At 59.1% G+C, this 22780-nt stretch carries 24 protein-coding genes and 2 pseudogenes; 14 read left to right on the top strand and 12 right to left on the bottom strand.

Translation table 11 applies throughout. The annotated features are described in order from the left end of the window. Window positions 1-175 precede the first annotated feature (175 nt). Both ACM6JQ_RS14755 and ACM6JQ_RS14750 read right to left on the bottom strand, forming a co-directional pair. Entirely contained in the window at window positions 176-1483 is a 1308-nt protein-coding gene (locus ACM6JQ_RS14755; protein ID WP_414894075.1) for an ATP-binding protein, read from the bottom strand. Further along, window positions 1480-2220, bottom strand: coding sequence for a response regulator (locus ACM6JQ_RS14750; RefSeq protein WP_007919579.1), 741 nt, complete (start codon window positions 2218-2220; stop codon window positions 1480-1482). The genes ACM6JQ_RS14755 and ACM6JQ_RS14750 overlap by 4 nt, the downstream gene beginning before the upstream one ends. 297 nt (window positions 2221-2517) lie before the next feature. Here ACM6JQ_RS14750 and ACM6JQ_RS14745 point away from each other — a divergent pair, with 297 nt between their 5' ends. From ACM6JQ_RS14745 to ACM6JQ_RS14735, 3 genes are read left to right on the top strand one after another with little or no spacing between them, the layout of a single operon-like run. Further along, window positions 2518-2781, top strand: coding sequence for a DUF2790 domain-containing protein (locus ACM6JQ_RS14745; RefSeq protein WP_095111580.1), 264 nt, complete (start codon window positions 2518-2520; stop codon window positions 2779-2781). Between the two features lie 29 nt (window positions 2782-2810). Then, the gene (locus ACM6JQ_RS14740) at window positions 2811-3065 is read left to right on the top strand and encodes a hypothetical protein (RefSeq protein ID WP_007919581.1); all 255 of its coding nucleotides are present in this window, start codon (window positions 2811-2813) and stop codon (window positions 3063-3065) included. A 37-nt stretch (window positions 3066-3102) separates the two neighbouring features. Then, window positions 3103-4314, top strand: coding sequence for a cytochrome c biogenesis protein DipZ (locus tag ACM6JQ_RS14735; RefSeq protein WP_414894074.1), 1212 nt, complete (start codon window positions 3103-3105; stop codon window positions 4312-4314). Window positions 4315-4331: 17 nt separating this feature from the next. Here ACM6JQ_RS14735 and ACM6JQ_RS14730 read toward each other — a convergent pair whose 3' ends face one another. Next, window positions 4332-4793 carry a GNAT family N-acetyltransferase gene (locus tag ACM6JQ_RS14730; RefSeq protein ID WP_414894073.1) on the bottom strand — a complete coding sequence of 154 codons (462 nt, stop codon included), beginning with the start codon at window positions 4791-4793 and terminating at the stop codon, window positions 4332-4334. Between the two features lie 225 nt (window positions 4794-5018). On the opposite strand from ACM6JQ_RS14730, the gene ACM6JQ_RS14725 reads away from it, so the two are divergent. After that, window positions 5019-5291, top strand: coding sequence for a DUF4242 domain-containing protein (locus ACM6JQ_RS14725; protein WP_095111577.1), 273 nt, complete (start codon window positions 5019-5021; stop codon window positions 5289-5291). 33 nt (window positions 5292-5324) lie between these two features. Next, complete coding sequence (locus tag ACM6JQ_RS14720) at window positions 5325-6137, top strand: class I SAM-dependent methyltransferase (protein ID WP_414894072.1); 813 nt, start codon at window positions 5325-5327, stop codon at window positions 6135-6137. A 124-nt stretch (window positions 6138-6261) separates the two neighbouring features. On the opposite strand, the gene pcsA is transcribed toward ACM6JQ_RS14720, so the two are convergent. Further along, entirely contained in the window at window positions 6262-6984 is a 723-nt protein-coding gene (pcsA, locus tag ACM6JQ_RS14715; protein ID WP_007919592.1) for a phosphatidylcholine synthase, read from the bottom strand. Between the two features lie 259 nt (window positions 6985-7243). On the opposite strand from pcsA, the gene ACM6JQ_RS14710 reads away from it, so the two are divergent. After that, window positions 7244-8017: a tellurite resistance TerB family protein gene (locus ACM6JQ_RS14710; protein ID WP_414894071.1), complete on the top strand. Its 774-nt coding sequence runs from the start codon at window positions 7244-7246 to the stop codon at window positions 8015-8017. A 92-nt stretch (window positions 8018-8109) separates the two neighbouring features. On the opposite strand, the gene ACM6JQ_RS14705 is transcribed toward ACM6JQ_RS14710, so the two are convergent. Further along, window positions 8110-8568, bottom strand: coding sequence for an REP-associated tyrosine transposase (locus ACM6JQ_RS14705; RefSeq protein ID WP_007919594.1), 459 nt, complete (start codon window positions 8566-8568; stop codon window positions 8110-8112). A gap of 244 nt (window positions 8569-8812) precedes the next feature. Here ACM6JQ_RS14705 and ACM6JQ_RS14700 point away from each other — a divergent pair, with 244 nt between their 5' ends. The 3 genes from ACM6JQ_RS14700 to ligD are packed head-to-tail and all read left to right on the top strand — an operon-like array spanning window position 8813 to window position 13763. Beyond that, window positions 8813-10189, top strand: a complete 1377-nt coding sequence (locus tag ACM6JQ_RS14700; protein WP_414894070.1) for an iron-containing redox enzyme family protein — start codon at window positions 8813-8815, stop codon at window positions 10187-10189. An 11-nt stretch (window positions 10190-10200) separates the two neighbouring features. Beyond that, window positions 10201-11154: a methyltransferase gene (locus tag ACM6JQ_RS14695; RefSeq protein WP_095111574.1), complete on the top strand. Its 954-nt coding sequence runs from the start codon at window positions 10201-10203 to the stop codon at window positions 11152-11154. 17 nt (window positions 11155-11171) lie between these two features. Next, a complete protein-coding gene (gene ligD / locus ACM6JQ_RS14690; protein ID WP_414894069.1) occupies window positions 11172-13763 on the top strand; it encodes a DNA ligase D in 2592 nt (863 codons plus the stop codon). Here the strand turns inward: ligD and ACM6JQ_RS14685 are convergent, their stop codons facing one another. The 3 genes from ACM6JQ_RS14685 to sodC all read right to left on the bottom strand — a co-directional run bounded on the left by ACM6JQ_RS14685 (window position 13764) and on the right by sodC (window position 15242). Beyond that, a complete protein-coding gene (locus ACM6JQ_RS14685) occupies window positions 13764-14165 on the bottom strand; it encodes a hypothetical protein (RefSeq protein WP_176472264.1) in 402 nt (133 codons plus the stop codon). Window positions 14166-14245: 80 nt separating this feature from the next. Then, window positions 14246-14560 (bottom strand): DUF2388 domain-containing protein, encoded by a 315-nt coding sequence (locus tag ACM6JQ_RS14680; RefSeq protein ID WP_007919602.1) that lies wholly within the window; start codon window positions 14558-14560, stop codon window positions 14246-14248. Between the two features lie 160 nt (window positions 14561-14720). Continuing rightward, the gene (gene sodC / locus ACM6JQ_RS14675) at window positions 14721-15242 is read right to left on the bottom strand and encodes a superoxide dismutase family protein (protein WP_123374893.1); all 522 of its coding nucleotides are present in this window, start codon (window positions 15240-15242) and stop codon (window positions 14721-14723) included. A gap of 244 nt (window positions 15243-15486) precedes the next feature. Between sodC and ACM6JQ_RS14670 the strand changes: the two are divergent. Beyond that, window positions 15487-16242, top strand: a pseudogene (locus ACM6JQ_RS14670) (MCP four helix bundle domain-containing protein); the annotation flags it as partial. After that, window positions 16237-17100, top strand: coding sequence for a methyl-accepting chemotaxis protein (locus tag ACM6JQ_RS14665; protein WP_371857955.1), 864 nt, complete (start codon window positions 16237-16239; stop codon window positions 17098-17100). The pseudogene ACM6JQ_RS14670 and the gene ACM6JQ_RS14665, both read left to right, overlap by 6 nt. A gap of 178 nt (window positions 17101-17278) precedes the next feature. Here ACM6JQ_RS14665 and ACM6JQ_RS14660 read toward each other — a convergent pair whose 3' ends face one another. After that, window positions 17279-17710, bottom strand: coding sequence for a nuclear transport factor 2 family protein (locus ACM6JQ_RS14660; RefSeq protein ID WP_007919605.1), 432 nt, complete (start codon window positions 17708-17710; stop codon window positions 17279-17281). 470 nt (window positions 17711-18180) lie between these two features. Between ACM6JQ_RS14660 and mqo the strand changes: the two genes are divergently transcribed. Further along, window positions 18181-19827, top strand: a complete 1647-nt coding sequence (mqo, locus tag ACM6JQ_RS14655; protein WP_007919606.1) for a malate dehydrogenase (quinone) — start codon at window positions 18181-18183, stop codon at window positions 19825-19827. A gap of 164 nt (window positions 19828-19991) precedes the next feature. Here mqo and ACM6JQ_RS14650 read toward each other — a convergent pair whose 3' ends face one another. Then, the gene (locus tag ACM6JQ_RS14650; protein ID WP_007919607.1) at window positions 19992-20423 is read right to left on the bottom strand and encodes a nuclear transport factor 2 family protein; all 432 of its coding nucleotides are present in this window, start codon (window positions 20421-20423) and stop codon (window positions 19992-19994) included. A 98-nt stretch (window positions 20424-20521) separates the two neighbouring features. Here ACM6JQ_RS14650 and ACM6JQ_RS14645 point away from each other — a divergent pair, with 98 nt between their 5' ends. Beyond that, on the top strand, window positions 20522-20761 hold the full coding sequence (locus tag ACM6JQ_RS14645) for a hypothetical protein (protein WP_007919609.1): 240 nt from the start codon (window positions 20522-20524) through the stop codon (window positions 20759-20761). Next, a pseudogene (locus tag ACM6JQ_RS14640) lies at window positions 20755-21022 on the top strand (NUDIX hydrolase); the annotation flags it as partial. The gene ACM6JQ_RS14645 and the pseudogene ACM6JQ_RS14640, both read left to right, overlap by 7 nt. 36 nt (window positions 21023-21058) lie before the next feature. On the opposite strand, the gene ACM6JQ_RS14635 reads toward ACM6JQ_RS14640, so the two are convergent. Together ACM6JQ_RS14635 and ACM6JQ_RS14630 are read right to left on the bottom strand one after the other, a co-directional pair. Next, complete coding sequence (locus tag ACM6JQ_RS14635) at window positions 21059-21820, bottom strand: PoNe immunity protein domain-containing protein (protein WP_414894068.1); 762 nt, start codon at window positions 21818-21820, stop codon at window positions 21059-21061. 14 nt (window positions 21821-21834) lie between these two features. Then, window positions 21835-22776 carry a PoNe immunity protein domain-containing protein gene (locus ACM6JQ_RS14630; RefSeq protein WP_414894067.1) on the bottom strand — a complete coding sequence of 314 codons (942 nt, stop codon included), beginning with the start codon at window positions 22774-22776 and terminating at the stop codon, window positions 21835-21837. Window positions 22777-22780 lie beyond the last annotated feature (4 nt).

Below are 22780 nucleotides of genomic sequence, written 5' to 3'. Positions count from 1 at the left end.
AGATCTGACAGTCGCGACCAGTGGTGATCAGTGCGAAACGGGCAGCACAACGATAAGCGCAACGACCAAGGCGCACAGTCGGTGGATTCTGATGAGGTTGTAGGCATTGGCGCTGCGATGCGCAGGCTACCGACCGGCGCCGGTTGGTAGCATTTAAACAACGCCGTTGAAAGGTTCAGGGGTGCAGCGGCAACTTCAGCTCAGCACACAACCCGCCGCCTTCGCGGTTGCTCAAGGTCAGCGAGCCGCCTAACGCCATGGCCAGTTGCTGGGCGATCGCCAACCCCAGGCCGGTGCCGCCGGTATCGCGATTACGCGAGTTTTCCACGCGGTAGAACGGTTGCAGCACCTGCGCCAGTTCGGCGTCGGCGATGCCCGGGCCGCGGTCCATGACGGTGATCGCCAGGCTGCCTTTGTTGGCTTCGACCCAGACTTCGGCGGCGCCGGCGAATTTCAGCGCGTTGTCGGTCAGGTTGACCAGAACACGGCGCAAGGCATGGGGCCGAGTATCGATGACCGCCGCGCTCTTGCCCACCAGGTTCACTTGCTTGCCCATGTCCTGATAGTCGAACACCAGGCTTTCGAGGAAGGAGTCCATGTTGGTGCGGCGGCTTTCCTCGGTCGAGCCATGGATGCTGCGCGCATAGGCAACGCCTTCGCGCACCAGATGTTCCATCTCGCTGAGGTCATTCCACAGCTTGTCTTTCTCGGTGCAATCGTCCATGAGCTCGGCGCGCAGTTTCATCCGCGTGATCGGCGTTTGCAGGTCATGGGAAATCGCTGCCAGCAATTGCATGCGCTCCTTGAGGTAGGCAGCGATGCGCGCCTGCATCGTGTTGAATGCACGCGCGGCGTAGACCACTTCGGTGGGGCCGCTTTCATCGAGGTTGATCGGGTGGGCGTTGGGGTCGAGGGTTTCCACGGCGTTGGCCAGCCGGGTCAAGGGGCGGACCGCGATGCGTACGGCCAGCCAGGTGCAGGCGATCATCAGCGCCAGTTGGCCGAGTAATACCGCCGGCAACCAGGGTGACAACGGGACCATCGCGGGGCGAACGTCGATGGTCACCGGGCTGCCGTCGCTCAGGCGCAGATGGCCCTGAAAATGTTTCTTCGGCCCGGGAATGTCGGTGAAGGTCAGCGGATAGCGTTCACCGATTGCGTCAGTGATCGAGGTGACGGCCACCGGCACATCACCGGGCTCGATCGGCGTGCCCGGATCGCCCTCGCTCAACAGGTAGCCATAATTTTTTCGCGCCAGCCGCTCGAGCCAGGCAGGGCGTTCTTCGCCAGGCAGGCGATCGAGGATTGCAATCGAGGTCGAAACGTCGGTTTGCAGATTGCCGAGCATGGTGTTTTTCGCGCTTTGGTAACGCTCGTAATACTGCGCGCCGAACGACAGCGCCTGCGCAAGCAGCAAGCCGATCAGGAAAATCAGCGACAGGCGTGAGGCGAGGGTGCGCGGCCAGTGCAGATTGACGCTCATGCCGGCGCCCCGAGAATCTCGACCGGCAGCGAGAACACGTAGCCCTCGCTGCGCACGGTCTTGATGTAGGCCGGCTCGCGCGCATCATCGAGCAGACGCTGACGCAAACGGCTGACCAGCAAATCGATCGAGCGGTCGAACAGATCCGCGTCACGGCCCTGGGTCAGGTTGAGCAGTTGATCGCGGCTGAGCACCCGTTGCGGGTGATCGAGGAACACTCGCAGCAAGCGGTATTCGGCGCCGCTGAGGGCGACCATGGTGCCGTCCTTGTCGAGCAGATGACGGGCCGAGGTGTCCAGTTGCCAACGGCCGAAAGCCAGCAAGCGCCCGGCCTCGGTGACCACCAGATTCGGCGGTAGCATCCTTGTGCGGCGCAGCACGGCGTTGATCCGCGCGAGCAATTCGCGGGCGGCGAACGGTTTGGTCAGGTAATCATCGGCGCCCATTTCCAGGCCGATGATGCGGTCGGTTTCATCGTTACGCGCGGTCAGCATCAACACCGGCGTGGCCTTGTGTTTGCCCACCCGCAGTTCGCGGCACAGCTGCAGACCATCGTCACCGGGCATCATGATATCGAGCACGATCAGGTCGACGGTATTGGCTTCGAGAAAACTGCGCATCTGCCGGCCATCGGCGACCACGGTGGTGCGCAGACCGTTTTTCTTCAGGTAGTTGCCCACCAGTTCACGGATCTCGCGGTCGTCGTCGACGATGAGAATGTGATCGACATGATCCATCGGTTCAAGCCTCAGTCGGAAGGGGAATGCCGTGCAGTCTATAGAGCCTTCAATGACTCGCCTGCCTGCCTTTGTATTGCAGTGTATCTGCCGTGTCGGCGGATACACGGGAACGCAAAAACGCGAATTTTCCAGGGTTTGTATCGCTGTGTATCCCCCGATGGCAGGGATACACAGCGATTGAAACGCGCCTGTTCCTGACACAGACGCGATACCTCGCGAGCCTCAAATAGGCTCCATCGAGGCCCACACAGATCGCCTCGGCTCAAACCCCACTGAAGCCTTGAGGAAAACGCCATGAACAACAAATCCGTCATTGCCGCCTGCCTGTTTGCCGCCCTGAACATCTGCACGCTGTCGGCCCGCGCCGAAGCCGCTGCCACCCCGCAAACCTACACCTACGGCACCCACCTGGATATCCAGAAAGTGCTCTCGCTGAAACAGGACAACTCGGTGTCCTGCGGCATCGTCGAGGCACGCATGACCTACCTCGATTCGGCCGGTCAGACCCGCGTACTCGATTACAGCAAATTCGCCGACGGCTGCAACAACGACAACTAATCCATCACTCTTTTTAGAAGGAAACAGCCATGAACAACGTATCGCGCTTTTTGACCGCCATTGCCTTCTCCCTGGCCGGCGTCGCCGCCCATGCCAACGCCGCGGTTGAACAGCATAGCTGCCACAGCAGCACCTGCTTCCAACTGACGCCGGTGGCCAAGCAGGGCAGCGATGGCTTGATTGCTGCGGACGGTTCCAGCCGCACGCCGCAGGGCCAGATGTTTGCCGAGAACGGCGCCAGCCGCACGCCGCAGAGCCATTGGCTGGACAGCCAGAACGTCTGAATGGCTCGTCACATTCATTGATCAAGGGTGACTCACTATGTACCTCATCGCATTCCTCGGCGGTCTGCTGACCGTGCTCAGCCCCTGCATCCTGCCGGTGGTGCCGTTTCTGTTTGCCGGCGCCCAACGCAGTCGCGCTTCGATACTGCTGACCTTAGGTGGCATGGCCCTGACCTTCGCGCTGATCTCAAGCCTTGCCGTGGTCAGCAGCGAGTGGGTGATCCAGGCCAGCAACAGCGGACGTTACGCCGCGCTGATCGTGATGAGCGTGTTCGCCCTGTCGCTGATCTCGGCGCGCATCGGCGACTGGCTGACACGACCGTTCGTGATGCTCGGCAACCGTCTCGACCCGGACACCCGGAAAAAGGCCGGGCCGATGGGTTCGATCATGCTCGGCGTGGCCACGGGGTTGTTGTGGGCACCCTGTGCCGGGCCGATTCTCGGGGTGATTCTCACCGGTGCCATGCTGCAAGGCGCCAACGCGCAGACCAGCCTGTTGCTGCTGGCCTACGGCGCTGGCAGTGCATTGTCGCTGGGCACGTTGATTTTCACCGGGCGCGGTTTGGTCAATCGCCTGAAACCGTCGATTCCGTTTACTGGCTGGTTGCGCCGAGGTGCCGGGGTTGCGGTACTGGCAACGGCAGCGGTTATTGCTACCGGCTTCGATAAAACCTTGTTGGCGAAGACCTCCTCTGAAAGCGTCGCCAGCGTCGAAAAAAGCGTGTTGGAGAACGTGCCGAAAGTGGTCGACTACTTCATCAGCAAAGTCCGCGCAGACTCGCCGATGGAGGAGGGCAGAGGCGCGATGCCGTCACTGGGCGGCGCAGTGCAATGGCTGAACTCGCCCGAGCTGAGCGCTGAATCCCTGCGCGGCAAAGTGGTGCTGGTGGACTTCTGGACCTACGACTGCATCAACTGCCAGCACACCCTGCCGTACGTCAAAGACTGGGCGAAGAAATACGAGAAGGACGGTCTCGTGGTGATCGGCGTCCACACCCCGGAATACGGTTACGAACGGATCATCGACAACGTCAAGGAACAGGTGAAAAAACTCGGCATCACCTACCCGGTGGCCATCGACAACAACTACGCGATCTGGCGCAACTTCGATAATCAATACTGGCCCGCGCATTACCTGATCGACGCCAAGGGGCAGGTGCGTTACAGCCACTTCGGCGAAGGTCGCTACGAAGCGCAGGAGCAGATGATCCAGCAGTTGCTGCAGGAGGCGAAGGCGCCGGCGGCCTGATCAGCAACACCAATGGCTCAGAGGTCGCGGACCATGAGCCATTGTTCGTTGTCCCAGGCGCGAAAACGCTCCAGGACTTGCCAGCCGCGCTTGGCGTAGTAGTCCTGCTTGTTCTGCGTGTGCAGATACAGGCGCGCAAAGCCGCAGTCTTTCGCCTCCTGGCAAATCCCTGCAATCAAACGTTCCGCCAGCCCTTGCCCGCGTGCTTCAGGGCTGACGAACACGCAGGCCAGCCAAGGCCCGAGATCCGGGCGCAGGGCGAGGTCATCGCGTGCCAGCGCGGCGCCGCCGAGCAGACGCTCACCGTCCATGGCGATCAGGCAGGACCAGTCACCATTGCCTTGGCCCAGGGCAAATTCACGCTGCCATTCGGCCAGTGGTTGGTCGACGTATTCGTAGGGAAATTGTTGGTGAATCCATTGGGCATAGTGGTCGCTGTGGTGCATGTGATGCGCGAGCCAATCAATTTTCAGTGACATCTGACGAATCCGTTCCAGAAGCGAGCGAGCATCAGAAACCAATCCCCCAACCTTGGCAATCCTCAAGGTGTTCCAGACGCTTTACAGATTTCCACCGCTCATCGGCAAACCCCTGGTTTTACAGGGTTGCCAGACGATTGGCAGGGACGCCGCGCGGTCTCGGCGCGATAGTGCGTGAGCAGGGTCACTGCCGGCCTTGCCCTATAACAAGAGCGCGAGGTTGCCATGCCTAAATTCGTGATTGAACGCGAGATTCCAGGGGCCGGGAAGCTGTCGGAAGCAGAACTCAAAGCCGTGTCGCACAAGTCCTGTGACGTATTGCGTGAACTCGGTCCGCAAGTGCAGTGGCTGCATAGTTACGTCACCGCTGACAAGATCTATTGCGTGTACATCGCGCCTGACGAAGAGCAGGTGCGCGAACACGCCAGGCTCGGTGGATTCCCTGCCAACAGTGTGGCGCGTGTGATGACGGTCATTGACCCGACTACGGCCGAATAATCACTGATCCAATTTGTAGCGGAGCGCACTGTCATGAGTACCCCGATTGATCTGACTGCCTTGAAGGAACGCCAGAAAGTCGCGTGGGCCAGTGGCGACTACGCCGTGATCGGCACGACGTTGCAAATCGTCGGTGAAAACCTCGCCGAAGCCTGCGACCTGCGTTGCGACGAAGAGGTACTGGATGTCGCTGCCGGCAACGGTAATGCGACGCTGGCGGCGGCACGGCGCGGTTGTCTGGTCACCTCGACCGATTACGTCGCGGCATTGCTGGAGCGCGGGCAGGATCGGGCCCGGGCGGAGCATTTGGACGTGACGTTTCAAGTTGCCGATGCCGAGGCACTGCCGTTCGCTGATGAGAGTTACGACGCGGTGCTGTCGACCTTTGGCGTGATGTTCGCCCCGGATCAGGACAAGGCCGCTGCTGAACTCGGTCGGGTTTGTCGCCGTGGCGGTCGCATTGGTCTGGCCAACTGGACGCCGGAAGGTTTTATTGGCCTGATGTTCAAGACCCTTGGCCGGCATCTGCCACCGCCTGCCGGTGCCCAGCCGCCCTCCAATTGGGGCTCCGATGCCTGGCTGCACAAGCATTTCGATGACCGTGATTTTCTGCTGCGCGTGACGCGGCGCGAGTTCAACTTTCGCTATCGCTCGGCCGCGCATTTCATCGATATTTTCCGCCATTGGTACGGGCCGGTGCACAAGGCCTTTGCGGCATTACCGCCGGAGAGCGGGCAGGCGCTTGAGAGTGATCTGGCGGATTTGCTCAATCGGTTGAATCGGTCGGGGGAAGGTTCGCTGGTGGTGCCGAGTGAGTATCTGGAGGTGGTGATCACTAAACGCTGAATGAAGATCCCTGTAGGAGTGAGCCTGCTCGCGATAGCGGTCTGTCAGCTGAATATTTTCGACTGATACACCGCTATCGCGAGCAGGCTCACTCCTACATTGGATGTGTGTTTGGCTCTGGGGTCTATTTCACCTGCGGCCGATCAAACCATTCCAGCGCCGTACGCCAGATGCAGATCCCCAGAAAGTACGCCGACATCAATAACCACAAGCCCATCACCAACGGGTTGATCACCGGGTGGTTGAGCACCAGCGACAGGCTGCACAGCAGCCAGATTGCCGTCACCGCAATGTTGATCGGCATGAACCGGCGTACGCGGAACGGGTGCAAGAACTTCATCCGCGTCACGGTCAACAGCGCCAGACCAATCACCGTCAGAAAAGTGATCCACGGCCCCGGCCCGATGATGTACAGGCACAGCGCGACGACATTCCACGCCGCCGGAAACCCGACAAAGTAGTTGTCCTTGCTCTTCATGTTGACATTGCAGAAGCAGAACAGCGACGACACCAGAATCAGCGACACGGTCAGCAGCAGGGTGTAGTCCGGCAGCGGAATGTAGCGATAGATGAACAATGCCGGAATGAATACATATGTCAGGTAATCGATCACCAGATCAAGGATCGAACCATCGAAGCTCGGCAGCACTGATTGCACGTTGACCTTGCGCGCCAGTGCGCCGTCGAGGCCGTCGACAATCAGCGCCACGCCCAGCCACATCAGACAATGGGTCGGCTGGTTTTCCAATAAGGCGAGGGTGGCCAGAAAGGCAGTGACCACGCCAGTCGCAGTAAAACCATGGGCGCCCCATGCTTTGAGCCTGGCGATGTGTACGGTCGATATCACGGGGGCGTTCTCCAGAAAGTGAAGCAAGCCGGGTATCACCCTTGAGTAGCAGGGCGCCGGCAAACCGGGTCGGGGTTGCAGCTATCGACCGGTCTGGCCGGGATAAGGTTCACCATTGATCAATCTTAGCTGGCCGGCGAAAAAATACGCGGGCGAAATCCGCCAGGCGCTTGAGTGTCAGCCAAACGGTGCTGGCGCTATGGCTTGAGGGGGCTATCGTTGCCAGACGCAGTCACTGTCAACGCTTGAGGATGACGTCATGAACACCAGCGATTTGCTTGAACAACTGCTGCGAGGCCAGGCCTCGGCAGGTCAACAATCTTCAGCGTCTGCCGGCGATGGTTTGGGGGGTTTAGGCGGGTTGCTGGGTGGCCTGCTCGGCGGCGCGGATTCCACCGGCACACGTGGTGGCTCTGCAGCCGGGGGGCTGGGCGGATTAGGTGGTTTGCTCGGTGGTTTGCTCGGCGGCGGTGCCGGTGGCGGTCTGGGCGGCGCATTGGGTGGGGCACTGGGTGGCGGTGGCAGCACGCAAAGCCGCTCCGGCGCGAGCAATTATGCGGCGCTGGCGTCGTTGGGCATGATGGCGTTCCAGGCGTATCAGGCCTGGCAACGCAGCCAGGCCAGTTCGGCACCGCAACAGATCCCGCAGACGGCGAATCTCCTTGCCGGTCCGGAAGTCGAGGAGCACAGCCATGCTGTGTTGCGCGCGTTGATTGCGGCGGCCAAGGCTGACGGTGAGATCGACGCCCGGGAACAACAGATGATCAGTGGGGAAATCAGCAAACACACCGACGACCCACTATTGCAGCAATGGTTTGAGGACGAAGTCTCGAAACCGCTGGACGCCAACGAAGTCGCGCAGGCGGCCAAAGGCGATCCGGCCATGGCCGCTGAGATGTATCTGGTCAGCGTGATCCTCGTGGATGACCAGCGCGACGCGGAGCGCAGTTATCTGGACGAGCTGGCAGCAGCCTTGCAGATCGACCCGAGTTTGCAGGTGCATCTGGAACAGCAGGCCAAAGGTCAGGCCTGAAAGCAACATCAAAAGATCGCAGCCTTCGGCAGCTCCTACAGGGTGTACATCATTCCATGTAGGAGCTGCCGAAGGCTGCGATCCTTTGATCTTCAAAGCCAGATTGCATCCCACAATGGGTAGTCCCCCACACGCCGAACCAATCCGGCGCGCAACGGGTTCATGATGATGTATCGGGCCGCCGCTTTAAGGTCTTCGTCGCGACGCAACGCCCGGTCGTAGTAACCGCGTTGCCATAACCGTCCCTGACTGCTGCGCTTGAGATTGATCGAACGACAACTGCGCGATTTCACGCGGCACATGAGCGCTGCCAATGAACCTTGTTTCAATTCAATCAGCCAATGCAGATGATCCGGCATCACCACCCACGCCAGCGACTGAACCATTCCCTCGTCATTGGCTGCACGCATTTGCTCAATCAGCAGTCTTCCCAAACGCCAATCCGAAAATACTGAATGACGTTCGTAAACGACGGCGGTGAGCAGATAAATACGTCCAGCCTCGCTATAACGTCCCTTGCGTAATCCACACGCCTTTGCAGCAACAGGCATTCCTTTGCCCTCCCAAAAACATCGTCCCTGAACGTTAGCCATCTCTCGCCCTTACGCGAACTCAATCCGTTGCACGATGTAACCCTGTAGGAGCCTTCGGCAGCTCCTACACGGTGTTTCAGTGCTTTTGACGGCCGTCCGTCCGGGCAATTTTCACGTCGATTGAATTTTTCACAGGCGCCGCCTCTCTGCTGCTGTAGAGGCGTGTGGAACAGCGTCCTGCCAACCGACCGAGAATTTTGCCATGACTGTCCTGACACACCTGCAAGCTGCGCCTGGCCAACCGCATGCGATGAACGCCGCCGGGAACATCCGGCAAGTCTATGAAACGCTGTTGCGCGATGACGATTGCCAGGACCTTGCGCGGGCGTTTTTGCAGGAGCAACTGCAACTCGCCGCGCAACTCACCGATTCCCTGCCCGAAGATCCGACGACGTGGCACGCTTGGGTGGCCGAGCATTGCGCCGATGTGGCCCGGCAATACGCCGACTACCTGCAACAACGCAAGGCCGGCGGGCCTCGGCAATTCTTCCGTGGCAAGGCGCAGGCACTGTATTTTCTGCAAGCGGTGGCACCGACCAAACTGGTCGACGGTGCCTGGCTTTCTGGCCTGTTACCGCGCTGGCGGGACCCACGTTTCCAGGGCCTGCTGCGGACCTTTCTGGAAGAATTGGGCGAAGGCAATCCGGCGCAAAATCATGTGGTGATTTACCGCAAACTGCTCGCCGAACACGATTTGCAGGATGGCAGTGCCATCGACGATGAACGCTACCTGCAAGGCGCGATACAACTGGCACTCGGCATCTGCGGTACTGATTATTTGCCCGAAGTGATCGGCTACAACCTCGGCTATGAACAACTGCCGTTGCACCTGTTGATCAGCAGTTACGAACTCAGTGAACTGGGTATCGATCCGTACTATTTCACCTTGCATGTGACGATCGACAACGCCAGCACCGGCCATGCGCAAAAAGCTGTACAAGCGGCGCTTGATTTAATGCCCCTCGAGGCTGATCGTGCCGAGTTCTTGCGCCGGGTCTCGTTGGGTTATCGGCTCAACGACCTCGGGCAGGGCAGTCGCGCGATCATTGAAGGTTTCGACCTTGAGCACGAGTTACTGGCGATGCTCGAGCGCAAGTGTCCCTTCGCCCAGCACATGCACTCCGATTACTGCCGCTTCGAAGGGCAGACCGTCAATCAGTGGCTGGCCGCACCGGAGCAATTGCCCGGGTTCCTCCAGGCATTGCAGAACAAAGGCTGGATCAAACGCCATGAAGACCCGCAGGCCAGTCGCTTTTGGCAACTGATCGCGGGTGATGGTGCGGCGATGTTTGGCGTGTTCAATGCCTACGAAAAACAACTGGTGCACGACTGGATCGCCGGCGACTGGACGTCGTCAGACAAAGCGAAACCTGTTCGACGGCACAGTCAAACCGCAGCGCCCATCGAAGGGCTTGAACAGGATCCCGACATCCAGGCGCTCAACGCGGCGCTGCAAGGTCAGGATGCCTTGTCGCAGATGGCAGTTCTGATCCCCTGGCTCGCCCCAGCCCGGCATGCACATCCCGCCGGGCTGCTCGCCACCCGCCGCTTTATCGAACTCAAATCCCGCTTGCCTTAAGGACCTTGCCGATGAATCAGGAAGAACAACTCTGCCCCAACGACCTCGTGCTGCTGCACCTTGGCCGGCGCTTGTTGGCAGACGGATATCGGTTCACCACTCCGACGCCGTTGACCCATCAACGGGTCAACCAGCGTGACGAGGGCCAGATGGCCGACTCTTTGCGCGACGTGTTCGGTTGGTCGCGTCCGTTCGCGCCGGGGTTGTTGTCGGCCGATGAACAGCGGCAACTGCAAGACGCGCAGGTCATTGATAGTTACGAAGGCCAGCTGAAGAGTCGGGTGCGCTGGTCGAGCCTGGATGATTTGCTGTTCGTGCATTCGGCATTCCCCACCGAAGCGGCGGATGCGGTGTTTTTCGGCCCCGACACCTACCGTTTCGCGCAACTGATCCACGCCCACCTGCAGCAGAACTTTGCGCCAATCCATCGCGCAGTGGACATCGGTTGTGGCGCTGGCGTCGGTGCGATTTTGATCGGCCGCGCCCGCCGCGAGGCGCAGGTGCTGGCGCTGGATATCAACCCTGCGGCGCTGCGTCTGACTGCGATCAATGCGGCGCTGGCGGAAGTCGCCAACGTTGAAGTGCGCGCCAGTGATCTGTTGCAGGGCGTCGACGGCGAGTTCGACCTGATTGTCGCCAACCCGCCATACATGGCCGACCCGGCGGAACGCGCTTATCGCCATGGTGGCGGAACGCTGGGGGCAGGGCTGTCGTTGCGCATCGTCGAACAGGCACTGAATCGACTGGCTCCCGGCGGCTCGCTGCTGCTCTACACCGGTGTGGCGATGGTCGATGGTCGCGACCCGTTTCTCGACACCGTGCTGCCACGACTGGACGAGCAGCGCTTTGGCTGGACGTACCGTGAACTCGATCCGGATGTCTTTGGCGAAGAATTGCTCAACCCCGGTTATCAACGGGTCGATCGCATCGCAGTGGTGGCGCTGACCGTGACCCGACTGGGCTGAAACAAGGCAGGTGCACGATGAACAGGAACTTCGACGACTACAACCGCATGCGCGATTTTTCGGCGACGTCGGAACCGGCCGCCGTCAAGCGCTCAGGGCGTAAAACCGGCGCCGATCACGCGTTGCAGTTCTGCATCCAGAAGCACGATGCCTCGCACCTGCATTACGACTTTCGCCTGGAGCTCGATGGCGCACTGAAGAGTTGGGCGGTGCCGAAAGGGCCGTCGCTCGATCCCAAGGTCAAGCGTCTGGCGGTGCATGTCGAGGATCATCCGCTGGATTACGCAACATTCGAGGGCAACATTCCGGAAGGGCATTACGGCGCCGGTGATGTGATCGTCTGGGATCGTGGCGTGTGGATTCCGTTGGAGGATGCGCACAAGGCCTACGAAAAGGGCAAGCTCAAGTTCGAACTGCAAGGCGAGAAGCTTGCCGGCATCTGGAATCTGGTGCGCACGCACATGCCGGGCAAGAAGGAACAATGGTTTTTGATCAAGCATCAGGACGCTGCTGCGCGGCCGCAGGATGACTACGACGTGCTGGTGGCCGAGCCGGACAGTGTGTTGAGCGAACGCACGCTCGTGAGCAAGCCCAAGCTGGCCGCCGAGCACAGCAAACCGCTGAAAAAGCCCGCGGCGAAGACGCGCAAAACCGCTACCGGCAAGCTGACGGGGGCGCACAAGGCCAAACTGCCGACGCAACTCAAGCCGGAACTGGCGACACTGGTCGACAGTGCGCCCGAAGGGCAGTGGAGTTACGAGATCAAATTCGACGGTTACCGGATCATGGCGCGCATCGATCATGATCAGGTGCAACTGTTCACTCGCAACGGTCATGACTGGACGCACAAGTTGCCGCAACAGGCCGCCGCCCTGGCCGCGCTGGGATTGGAGTCAGCATGGCTCGACGGTGAAATGGTGGTCGCCAATGAGCACGGCGTGCCGGACTTTCAGGCCCTGCAAAATGCTTTTGAAGCTGGAAGCAGCGGCAATATTCTCTACTACCTGTTCGACCTGCCGTATCTCAACGGTGTCGACCTGCGTGAAGTGCCGGTCGAAGAGCGCCGCGCCGCGTTGGCCACGGTGCTCGGCAATCATGAACACCCCTTGTTGCGCTTCTCCGAAGCCTTCGACGAAACCCCCGATGCACTGCTTAACAGTGCCTGCCAGATGCAGATGGAAGGCCTGATTGGCAAACGCCTTGGCTCGCCGTATGTGTCGCGGCGTAGTGGCGACTGGATCAAGCTCAAATGCAAGCACCGTCAGGAGTTCGTGATCGTTGGGTACACCGATCCGAAAGGCGCGCGCAGTGCTTTCGGCGCCTTGCTGCTGGGGCTGCATGATCGCGACAGTGGCGAGTTGCGCTACGCCGGCAAGGTCGGCACGGGCTTCAACGAGTCGACGTTGAAAAGCATTCTGGAGCAGCTCAAACCGTTGCAGGCGAAGAAGGCAGCGGTGGTCAACCCACCCAGCGGCTTCGAGGCCAAAGGCGTGCACTGGCTCAAGCCGAAACTGCTGGCGGAAGTCGCGTTCGCTGAAATGACCAAGGACGGTTCGGTGCGCCACGCCGTGTTCCATGGCTTGCGCAATGACAAACCGGCCAAAGCCATCACTGAGGAGCGAGCGAAACCGGTGAAGACTGCAGAGAAGAAAACCGCCAGCAAGAAAACGCCGAAAAAAGCCCCGGCGAGCAATGCCGACACCGCGCCGTCACAGCTAGGGCTAGCCAACGGCAAGGTGCGCATCACGCACCCGGACCGGGTGATCGATGCGGTCAGCGGCACGACCAAGATGCAACTGGCCGAGTATTACGCCAGCGTCGCCGAATGGATTCTGCCGCAACTCAAGGATCGCCCGGTGGCCCTGGTGCGCGCGCCGGACGGCATTGCCGGCGAACTGTTCTTCCAGAAAAACGCCGAACGCCTGGCGATCCCCGGCATCACCACGCTGGACAAGGACGTCACCGGACAACCGGTGATGCTGATCAACAACGCCGAAGCGCTGATCGGCGCGGTGCAGATGAGCACCGTCGAACTGCACACCTGGAACGCGACCACGGTCGATCTGGACAAGCCCGATCGCTTCGTCCTCGACCTCGACCCGGATCCGGCGCTGCCGTGGAAAAGCATGGTCGAAGCGACGGCGCTGACATTGACCGTGCTCGATGAACTGGGCCTCAAGGCGTTTCTCAAAACCAGCGGCGGCAAGGGTATTCATCTGGTGGTGCCGCTGACCCGCAAACTTGGCTGGGACGAGGTCAAGGATTTCAGCCACGCCATCGTCAGTCATATTGCCAAACTGTTGCCGGACCGCTTTTCTGCGGTGTCGGGGCCGAAAAATCGCGTCGGGCGGATCTTTATCGATTACCTGCGCAACGGTCTGGGCGCCACCACCATTTGCGCTTACGCCGCACGTACCCGCGAAGGTTTGCCGGTGTCGGTGCCGCTGTTTCGCGAAGAGGTCGCCGAGATCAAGGGCGGCAATCAGTGGAACGTGCATAACGTTCACGAGCGGCTGGCCGAAGTCGGTGACGCGCCGTGGGCTGACATGAAGAAAACCCGCCAAAGCATCACCGCCGAGATGCGCAAACGCCTTGGGCTGAAAAAGTGATCAGGTGTCGCGCAGCAAGTCGTGGGCGTTGAGCAATTCGAAGGCGATTTCCGGGTGGTTTTCCAGGCCGCGACGGATGGCCGCGGGAATTGCTGCGCGAGTCTTGCGGCACAGGCCCGGTAACTCGCCGATCTGAATGGCGATACCACGCATGGTGCGCACTTCGTTGAAACCGGGGGCGACATCGACACGAATGCCCAATTGCTCAAACATCCGCTGTTGCAGATGTTTGAGGTCATTCAGGTCTTTGAGCATTTCGAGGCGCGCGAGCAGGCGTTTTTCTTCCTCTCGGGTCAGACGCAGGATGCGCAAATCCGCGCCAGGTGTCTCCAGCAACGGGTCGCGCCCGCAAATGCAGGCGCCGGGCGGGCAGGGGGAGCGCAAGGGCACAGAAGTCGTCATGGCCTCCATCATAGAGGCCGTCGGACAGTTTTGCCTATGCGCCTTCAGCGGCCATCCATCGGCTGCTTTTTCCGTGACGGCTACTGATTCAGGCCTTCGTAATGCACCAGAATCGCGTTGGCCAGATCTTCATCGCTGGCGTTGAGGCCAGGATTGTCCTGGCGAGCCTGCTGCAGTACCGATTCAAGATAAACCCCACGAATGGCCCCGCCACTGGCGACAAATGCAGACAAGTCGTCACGGGCCGGAATCACCATTTTGTGATCCTTGAAGGTCGAGTACAGCGACGCGGAGACACCGGCCGAGGTGGCGACATCGCCCGCATCAACACGGGCCAACGCCGAACCGACAGGCAGGCATAAGAGTAAGGAAGAAATGAGCACTAACTTGCGCATGACGGTGTTCCTCCACAAGCGCGAAGCAAAAAGGGAAGGATTACATAATGTGAGAGGGGCGCACGCGGCGGGAGTTCCGTGGCGCAGCAAAGTCTGCGTTATTGCAAAATAGACGCGGGCAACGCCATGGCGGGTTGCCCGACTTTCAAGCTGCGGTGAGTCAGATCACCCCGCAGGCCATGCGATCGCCGCCACCGCCCAGCGGTTTCGGCATGTCGGCGTGGTTGTCGCCCCCGGCGTGGATCATCAGCGCGTGGCCCTTGATCTCGGAGATGTTTTTCAGGCGCGGCGCCAATACCGGGTAGTTGGCGATGCCGTCAGCGCTCACGTAAACCGCTGGCAGATCACCCAAATGACCGTCAGCGTAAGGGCCGAGATGCTTGCCGGTTTTTTGCGGATCGAAATGTCCGCCTGCGGCCAGTGCGGCGCCTTTCACGCCGTCCTTCATGCCGGCTTCACAGCTACCGTTTTCATGCACGTGGAAACCGTGAACGCCGGCCGGCAAGGATTTCAGATCGGGCGTGAACAACAGGCCATACGCCGTCTCACTGATAGTGACCGAGCCGATCGCTTGCGGCGCGCCGTCGGCGCTGACCAGATTGATGGTGACTTTTTCCGTCGCCGCTTGTGCGGTACTGATGGCGAAGGAGCCGAGCAAACCCAACCACAATGCGCGTTTCATAGCGTTTCCTTTTGCTGCATGAGAATTCAGAACGACGGACTCAATAGCCTGCTGGCATTAACCGGTGATGAAGGCGTTGGCCGTGCGCGTTGAAAAGTGAGACTTGCCGCGCAATCCGAAAGTTTTGCTGCCTTTGGCCAGCATGCCGACACCTGCCGACACGCTCTGGCGCGGCAGACCTGCGCAAATAGGCTTAACTGAAGGCTGACAAGCGCTTACGGGCGTAACGAGAGAGGAAAATCCGGTGTCGATCAAACTGCGTTTAGTGTTGCTGATTGTGACAAGTCTGCTGACGGCGTTGATCGTGAGTCTGGTCAGTTACGTCGGCAACCAGCGGATGGCCTCGGCGGTGAGCGATAACGCGGTCAGCATGAGCGCGCTGCGCAACCACATGGAAGCCGACATGATGCACGACGCCCTGCGCGCCGATGTCTATTCGGCGATGCTGGTGGGTTTGGGCAAAAGCACCAGCACGGCGAGCGAAGTGCGCGATTCGATCAACGAGCATGCCGGGCATTTTCGTGAGGTGCTCGAGGAGAATCTCAAGCTGCCGATCAACCCGACATTGCGCACGGCGCTGGAGCAGATCAAACCGAGCCTCGATACCTACATCAACGCGGGCGAACGGATTGTCGGGTTGGCGCTGGACAATCCTGATGCCGCTCAACAGGAACTGGGCACCTTCAACACGGCGTTTGGCCAGTTGGAAGAGCAAATGGCCGCATTGAGCGAGTTGATCGAGTCCAATACGCGGCAGACCAGTGCAGGTACCGAATCAGCCATTCGCAGCGCCAATGTCGCGCTCGGCGTGGTGTTGATCGCCAGTCTTGTACTGCTCCTGATTCAGGGGCGCTGGGTGATTCTGAGCATCATGGGGCCATTGAAGACCGCCAGTCGCATCGCCGAGAGCATCGCCCACGGCAACCTCAGCGAGCCGATCGCCGAGCCGTCCGGCAAGGACGAAGCCAGTGTTCTGATTCGGACGCTGGCAACCATGCAGCGCGATTTGCGCAACATGATCGATGTGGTGCGGCGCAATGCTCATGGCGTCAGTGGCATGAGCGAACAACTCAGCCAGGGCTGCCATCAGGTCGCCGACAGCAGCCAGCAACAAAGCGTCGCCGCCGGCACCATGGCCGCAGCCGCCAGCCAGATGACCGCGAGCATCGAAGAAATCACCCGTCACGCCGAACGGGCCCTGAGCATGGCTAATCAGGCCGAAACCCTGGCGAAAGAGGGCGGCGGTGTCATTCATCAGGTGGTCAGCGACATGGACGATATCGCCCGATCAGCGCAGCAGTCGGCCCAGGTGATTCGTACGCTGGATCAGGAATCCGAAGCCATTTTCAACATCATTCAGGTGATCAAGAGCATCGCCGATCAGACCAACCTGCTGGCGCTCAATGCCGCCATTGAAGCGGCCCGCGCCGGCGAGCAGGGCCGGGGTTTCGCCGTGGTGGCTGACGAAGTGCGCAGTCTGGCAGCGCGCACCAGCGCCTCGACCCAGGAAATCGCCGCGATGGTTGCACGCATTCAACACAGCACCCGCGAGGCGGTCAGCAGCATGGAGGCGGGGGTCGCGCAGGTCGACAAGGGCATGGCGGTGACGGCGGATGTCGAGCGGGCGATACGTGAAATTCTCGATGCTACGCTGAGCACGACGCAACTGGTCAACGACATCACCCGCACGATTGGCGAGCAGAGCCAAGCCAGCAACGAGATCGCCCATCAGGTGGAAATGATTGCCGGAATGTCCGAAGGCAATAGCCGGGTGATCGGGCAAACGGCGAATACCACCGATGAGTTGTCGAGCCTGGCGGGGCAGTTGGCGCAGTCGGTGGATCGGTTTCGGTTGTGATAGCGATTGGAACAATTGCACTTGTGGTGTCTGAATTGGCCTCATCGCTGGCAAGCCAGCTCCCACAATGGGCGGTGGTGTAAACACAATTGCATTTACAACATCGAACCCTGTGGGAGCGGGCTTGCCCGCGATGAGGCCAGCCCGGTCAATATTCATTCAGGCTAGATAGCCCCCCTCAAAACTTGAACGCCTGCCGCCCCACCAGCAACCACTTGCCATGCTGCTTCTGCCAGATCTGAAAATTCTCGATCTCCGTCGGCACCACCTCGGTCCCCTTCAACGCCTGAGCAGAAAAGTGGTGGCGCACCAGCGCGGTATCGCCGGACAGGGTAATGGTCTGATTCTGCATTTCCAGGGTCTTGAACGCGCTCTTGCCGGTTTCGATGTCGGCGATGAACTCTTTCTTGTCCTGAATCTTGCCGCTGGAATGACCGTAGGTCAGGTTGGGCGCGGTGAGGGCGTTCAGTTCGGCGATGTCCTTGTGCAGCATCGCCTGGGTCAGATGGTCTACCGCTTGGGCGACGTCTTTTTCTGCCGGGGCAGGGGCGGCCATGGCGTAACCGTTGAAGGCACAGAGAAAACCGATCAGCAGTCGGGTTTTGGTCATGAACGTATTTCCTTGTTGTTATAGAGGGATGACTGATTCGTCAGTCATCGTACAACCTAGCAGATTATTTTCAGATAAGGCACTGCTTCAACGCGATGATCGTCGGGGTCATGTTCAGCCTTCGTCGGCCGATAGTGTCCTGAGCGGAAAAAGACTCTCAAGTCGGGAACAGACGCGCGGGTTTGCCCTGACGTGATATTCTTCGCGCCAACTTGGTTTGACCTTATTCAGTTTGCTTGCCTTTGGGCGGGCCGACGGAATCCCTGTCGCTCAAGTAGCTGAGCCAATAATGATAAGAAGTCAGTTCAGAAGGGACATTAACTGAGGTCGATGCAGCATGTCGGCCTTGTGTGCCCACCCGTCAAAATTGAAGTGTGCCGGAATCTGCGACGCTAGCCTGAGCGTCATCAAAGCGGATCGCATACTGATAACAGCGGCGGGCGGAAGGCGTTTTATCATAGGTGCAACAGATGTTTAAAAAAGTGAACACAGCCCTGCTGGGTCTGGCTTTGGCGATGGGGATGACATCCGCCAATGCTGACGAAGCAAAGAAAGTCGACGTCCTGCTGATCGGCGGCGGCATCATGAGCACCACCCTCGGTGTGTGGATCAATGAGCTGGAGCCAAGCTGGTCGATGGAAATGGTCGAGCGCCTCGACGGCGTCGCCCTCGAAAGCTCCAACGGCTGGAACAACGCCGGTACCGGTCACTCGGCGCTCGCCGAGCTGAACTACACCCCGGAAGACGACAAAGGCAACGTGACGATCCCGAAAGCCGTCGAGATCAACGAAGCGTTCCAGGTCTCCCGTCAGTTCTGGGCCTGGCAGGTTCAGCAAGGCGTTCTGAAGAACCCTCGCTCGTTCATCAACACCACTCCGCACATGAGCTTCGTGTGGGGCGATGACAACATCAAGTTCCTGAAAAAGCGCTACGAAGCCCTGCAAGCGAGCCCGCTGTTCGCCGGCATGCAGTACTCCGAAGACCCGGCTGTGATCAAGAAGTGGGTTCCGCTGATGATGGAAGGGCGTGACCCGAACCAGAAAATCGCGGCCACCTGGAGCCCGCTGGGTACCGACATGAACTTCGGCGAAATCACCCGCCAGTTCGCCACGTACCTGCAGACCAAGCCTAACTTCGATCTGAAACTGTCGAGCGAAGTCCAGGACATCACCAAGAATGCCGATGGCACTTGGCGCGTCAGCTACAAAAACCTGAAAGACGGCACTAAAACCGAAACCGACGCCAAGTTCGTCTTCATCGGCGCGGGCGGCGGTGCACTGCACCTGCTGCAGAAGTCGGGCATTCCTGAAGCCAAGGAATACGCTGGCTTCCCGGTAGGCGGCTCGTTCCTGGTGACCGATAACCCGGCCATCGCTGAACAGCACCTGGCCAAGGCCTACGGTAAAGCGTCGGTTGGCGCCCCACCGATGTCCGTTCCGCACCTGGACACCCGTGTCCTGGACGGCAAGCGCGTTATCCTGTTTGGCCCATTCGCGACCTTCAGCACCAAGTTCCTGAAAGAAGGCTCGTACCTGGACCTGCTGACCAGCACCACCACCCACAACATCTGGCCTATGACCAAGGTCGGCATCAAGGAATACCCGCTGGTCGAGTACCTTGCTGGCCAGCTGATGCTGTCGGATGAAGACCGTCTGAACGCGCTGAAGGAATACTTCCCGAACGCCAAAGCCGAAGACTGGCGCCTGTGGCAAGCCGGCCAACGCGTGCAAATCATCAAGCGTGATGAAGCCGCTGGCGGCGTGCTGAAACTGGGCACCGAAATCGTTGCTGCACAAGACGGCTCCATCGCCGGCCTGCTGGGCGCATCGCCAGGCGCGTCGACCGCTGCACCGATCATGCTGAGCGTGCTGCAGAAAGTCTTCAAAGACAAAGTGGCTACCCCTGAGTGGCAAGCCAAGCTGCACCAGATCGTGCCAAGCTACGGCACTCAGCTGAACAGCGATCCAGCCAAAGTGGCTGCGGAGTGGGCTTACACCGCCAAAATCCTCGAACTGCCGACGCCTCCGGTGATTGGTCAGGTTGCTGCTCCGGCTGCACCTGCCGCTGGAAAAGCTGAAGCACCGAAGGAAAACGCTGCACGTGACATGGCGCTGTAACTAAACGCCTGACACACAAAGCCCACTGAACCGGCGACGGTCAGTGGGCTTTTTCATGGCAAATAGTTTTGTAGGAGCTGTCGAGTGAAACGAAGCTGCGATCTTTTGATCTTGATCTTGCTTTTGAAAGATCAAGATCAAAAGATCGCAGCCTGCGGCAGCTCCTACAGGGCTTTGGCGGACGCCAGATAAGCACCGAGCCGCCGGCCCATCTCTTCGCCCAAGGCTTGTAGACCGCTCAGCGGCCGCACCATCACCTCAAACTCGACAATCTTGCCGTTCTCGTCAAAGCGAATCATGTCGATACCTTTCAGCTCCTTCGAACCCACCTTGGCGCTGAACTCCAGAATCACATTCAAGCCATCGGCAGTCGCCAGTTCGCGGTGGTAGGTGAAGTCTTCAAACACTTCAAACACGGTATTGAGGATCATCGACACCACCGGCGCACCCGGGTAAGGCGTGTGGGCCATCGGCGAGCGGAACACGGCTTGCGGGTCGAGCAGGCCGGGCAGGGCGCTGAGGTTACCGGTGCGGATCATTTCGTGCCATTTGCCTAGCGATGCGGCGACGTTGGGTTGCAGATTCAGGTCGGTCATGTTCACTCCAGGTTTTTCTTGTTGTTGTCGCGACGGCAATGACTCTAGATCAACCACGCCAAAATTGAACCCTTGTGCCGCGATCTGAATGTCGGCCCATGGCCCATGCGTATCTGATCCGTATTTTTTCGCTGGATCTGCCTCTGTTACCGGCTCAGTCAGCGGCTCAAAATAGCCCCACGGTTCGGCACTCGCGGCAGTCCTTCATTTCGAAGCGCCCAGTGCACCGCAAGCTCAGCATTGAGGAGAGCAACATGAACAAGATGGCGATTTTTCTGGGTGGCTTTCTGACACTGACCATTCTGATCGGCCTGCTCGCAACGATTTCTCCGGTTTGAGGCGACCGGATATACGCCTGCTCGGCACATTCGAAATGTCTTTTCGCTTCCAACGGCAAACCCGGGCATGAAATTGTCCAGGTATACGGCGCGACGTTTGTCGATCCGGACGTATACGACCACGCACAGATCGATAGCCATGAAAGCGACGGCGCGCCCTTCACCGCGCGCTGGCATGACAGCTCAAGCTTCAGCGAGCAGGCGCCGTTGGTGCCGAAAGGCTTGCAAGAACTGCTGAGGGACGCCGGGTTGCTCGGCTGAGTTCAACCGCTGGAGACGAATACCGGCGCTATCGATTCATCGACTTCGCGCGTACTCGACGAGATCTTTGGGGTAAACCCAGTGATCGACATCACGATCATCAAGCCCGTAAAGAAAAGCAATCGCCGCAGCTTCGAATGCCCAGTAGCCGACGTAGTTGCCGTCTTCGCCCTGTAGATGAGCGTCGTGCCAAGGCGCTTGTTCGAAGGCTGGATACCAAGTCTGGCAATACTCCTTGAGCAGCAGGGACGCCTCTTCGCGGGTGTCGGCATAAATTGCCTGTACGAGAGGGGTGTAAACGTCGTGATACCACTGATCGACGTTTTGCCGATCAGGCAGGACTTTCTTCAGCAGATCTTCATAGAGCGTGTCGTCTCCGGCGTAACCAGCGTCGTCCAGAAGTTTGACGAATCGTATGAGCAGGTCGTTGCGGTCGAGCAGAATGCACAGGCTGATCACTTGAACGGCTTCTTCATATTCATCTGGCCAATCATCAATGGCGAGGGGGGAGATCTGCGGTACATCTTCGTAGGCGGCCAGCCTCTGCTGGCGCAGTTCATACTGATCGAGCAAGTCTTCAAGTAACGGGAGGAGGGCTTCAATAGGCTCGCCGACCGTATAAGTCGCAAGCAACTTATCAAGCGCCAGTCTCTGAAAGAATGCCGCGCGCAGGCTCGCTTCTTCGTCATCAGAATCTGATTGGAAGCGATTGGTCTTGAAGAACTCCACGACAGTATCGTGTTCCCCGAGAAAGTGTGCGTAGTGGCGTCTGCTGAAAAAGAATTGGCGTTCGCTCACTCGTGCTCCTGCACTCACGCTTCACCTGACCAATACCAAAGTGTGTCACCCCAGCGGGAGTCATTGATCTTCGGCATGAGTTCACCCTGTTGGAAATGACGACGGGAGTTCGCCTGAGCGGGCGTGAACCAGTAGCCGGTTCGGCTGCATGCATCGCCGGCAACGATTCGGCCGACTTGTGTCATTCGTGGGCTTTGATGATTTCTCGCGTAGTCGACCAGATCTTTCGGGTAAACCATATGGTCGACGGCGTGATCATCGATGCCATACAAAAATGCGACGGCGCCAGCTTCAAACGCCCAGTAGCCCACGTAGTTCCCGTCCTCTCCCTGTAGATGAGCGTCGTGCCAAGGCGCATGCCGGAATGCGGGATACCATTGTTTGCAATAGGTCAGTAGCAGTTCGGAAGCTTCTTCTTTTTCGTCTGCGTAAATCGCCTGTATCAACGGCGTGTAGGCATCGTGAAACCACTCATCAACATCGTCTCGATCAGGCAAAACTTTGCAGAGAAGATCTTCGTAAAGTGCGTCCTCTCCCTTGAAGCCCGCATTGTCCAACAAGCTTGTGAACCGCTTCAGAAGATCAGTGCGGTGGAGCAGGACACACAAACTTATTACTTGGACGCATTCCTCATATTCGTCAAGCCAGCTGTCGATAGCCAGTGGAGAGATGTTCGCGATCTGTTCGAACGCTGCCAGTTTTTGCTGACGTACTTCATATTTTGAAATCAGGTCTTCAAGCAGGGGTTCTAACTCTGGAATATCGACGCCGGCGGTGTAGGAGATCAGCAGCTTTTTTAACGCAACTGTCTTGAAGTGATTCGCCCGCAGAGAGGCTTCCTGTTCCGGAGAGTCAGATTCAAAGGTGTTGTTTCTCCAGAATTCCTCGGTGTCAACGCTGTAGGCGAGAAACTCCACATATTGAGCGTCGCTAAGGAATTTTTGTCTTTTCTTCATGGCC

Origin of the sequence: Pseudomonas sp. IT-232MI5, from assembly GCF_949767845.1 — a bacterium.
Lineage (GTDB): Bacteria > Pseudomonadota > Gammaproteobacteria > Pseudomonadales > Pseudomonadaceae > Aquipseudomonas.
The sequence above is the reverse complement of the archived record's forward strand: the minus strand, read 5'-3'. Positions and strand labels throughout refer to the sequence as shown.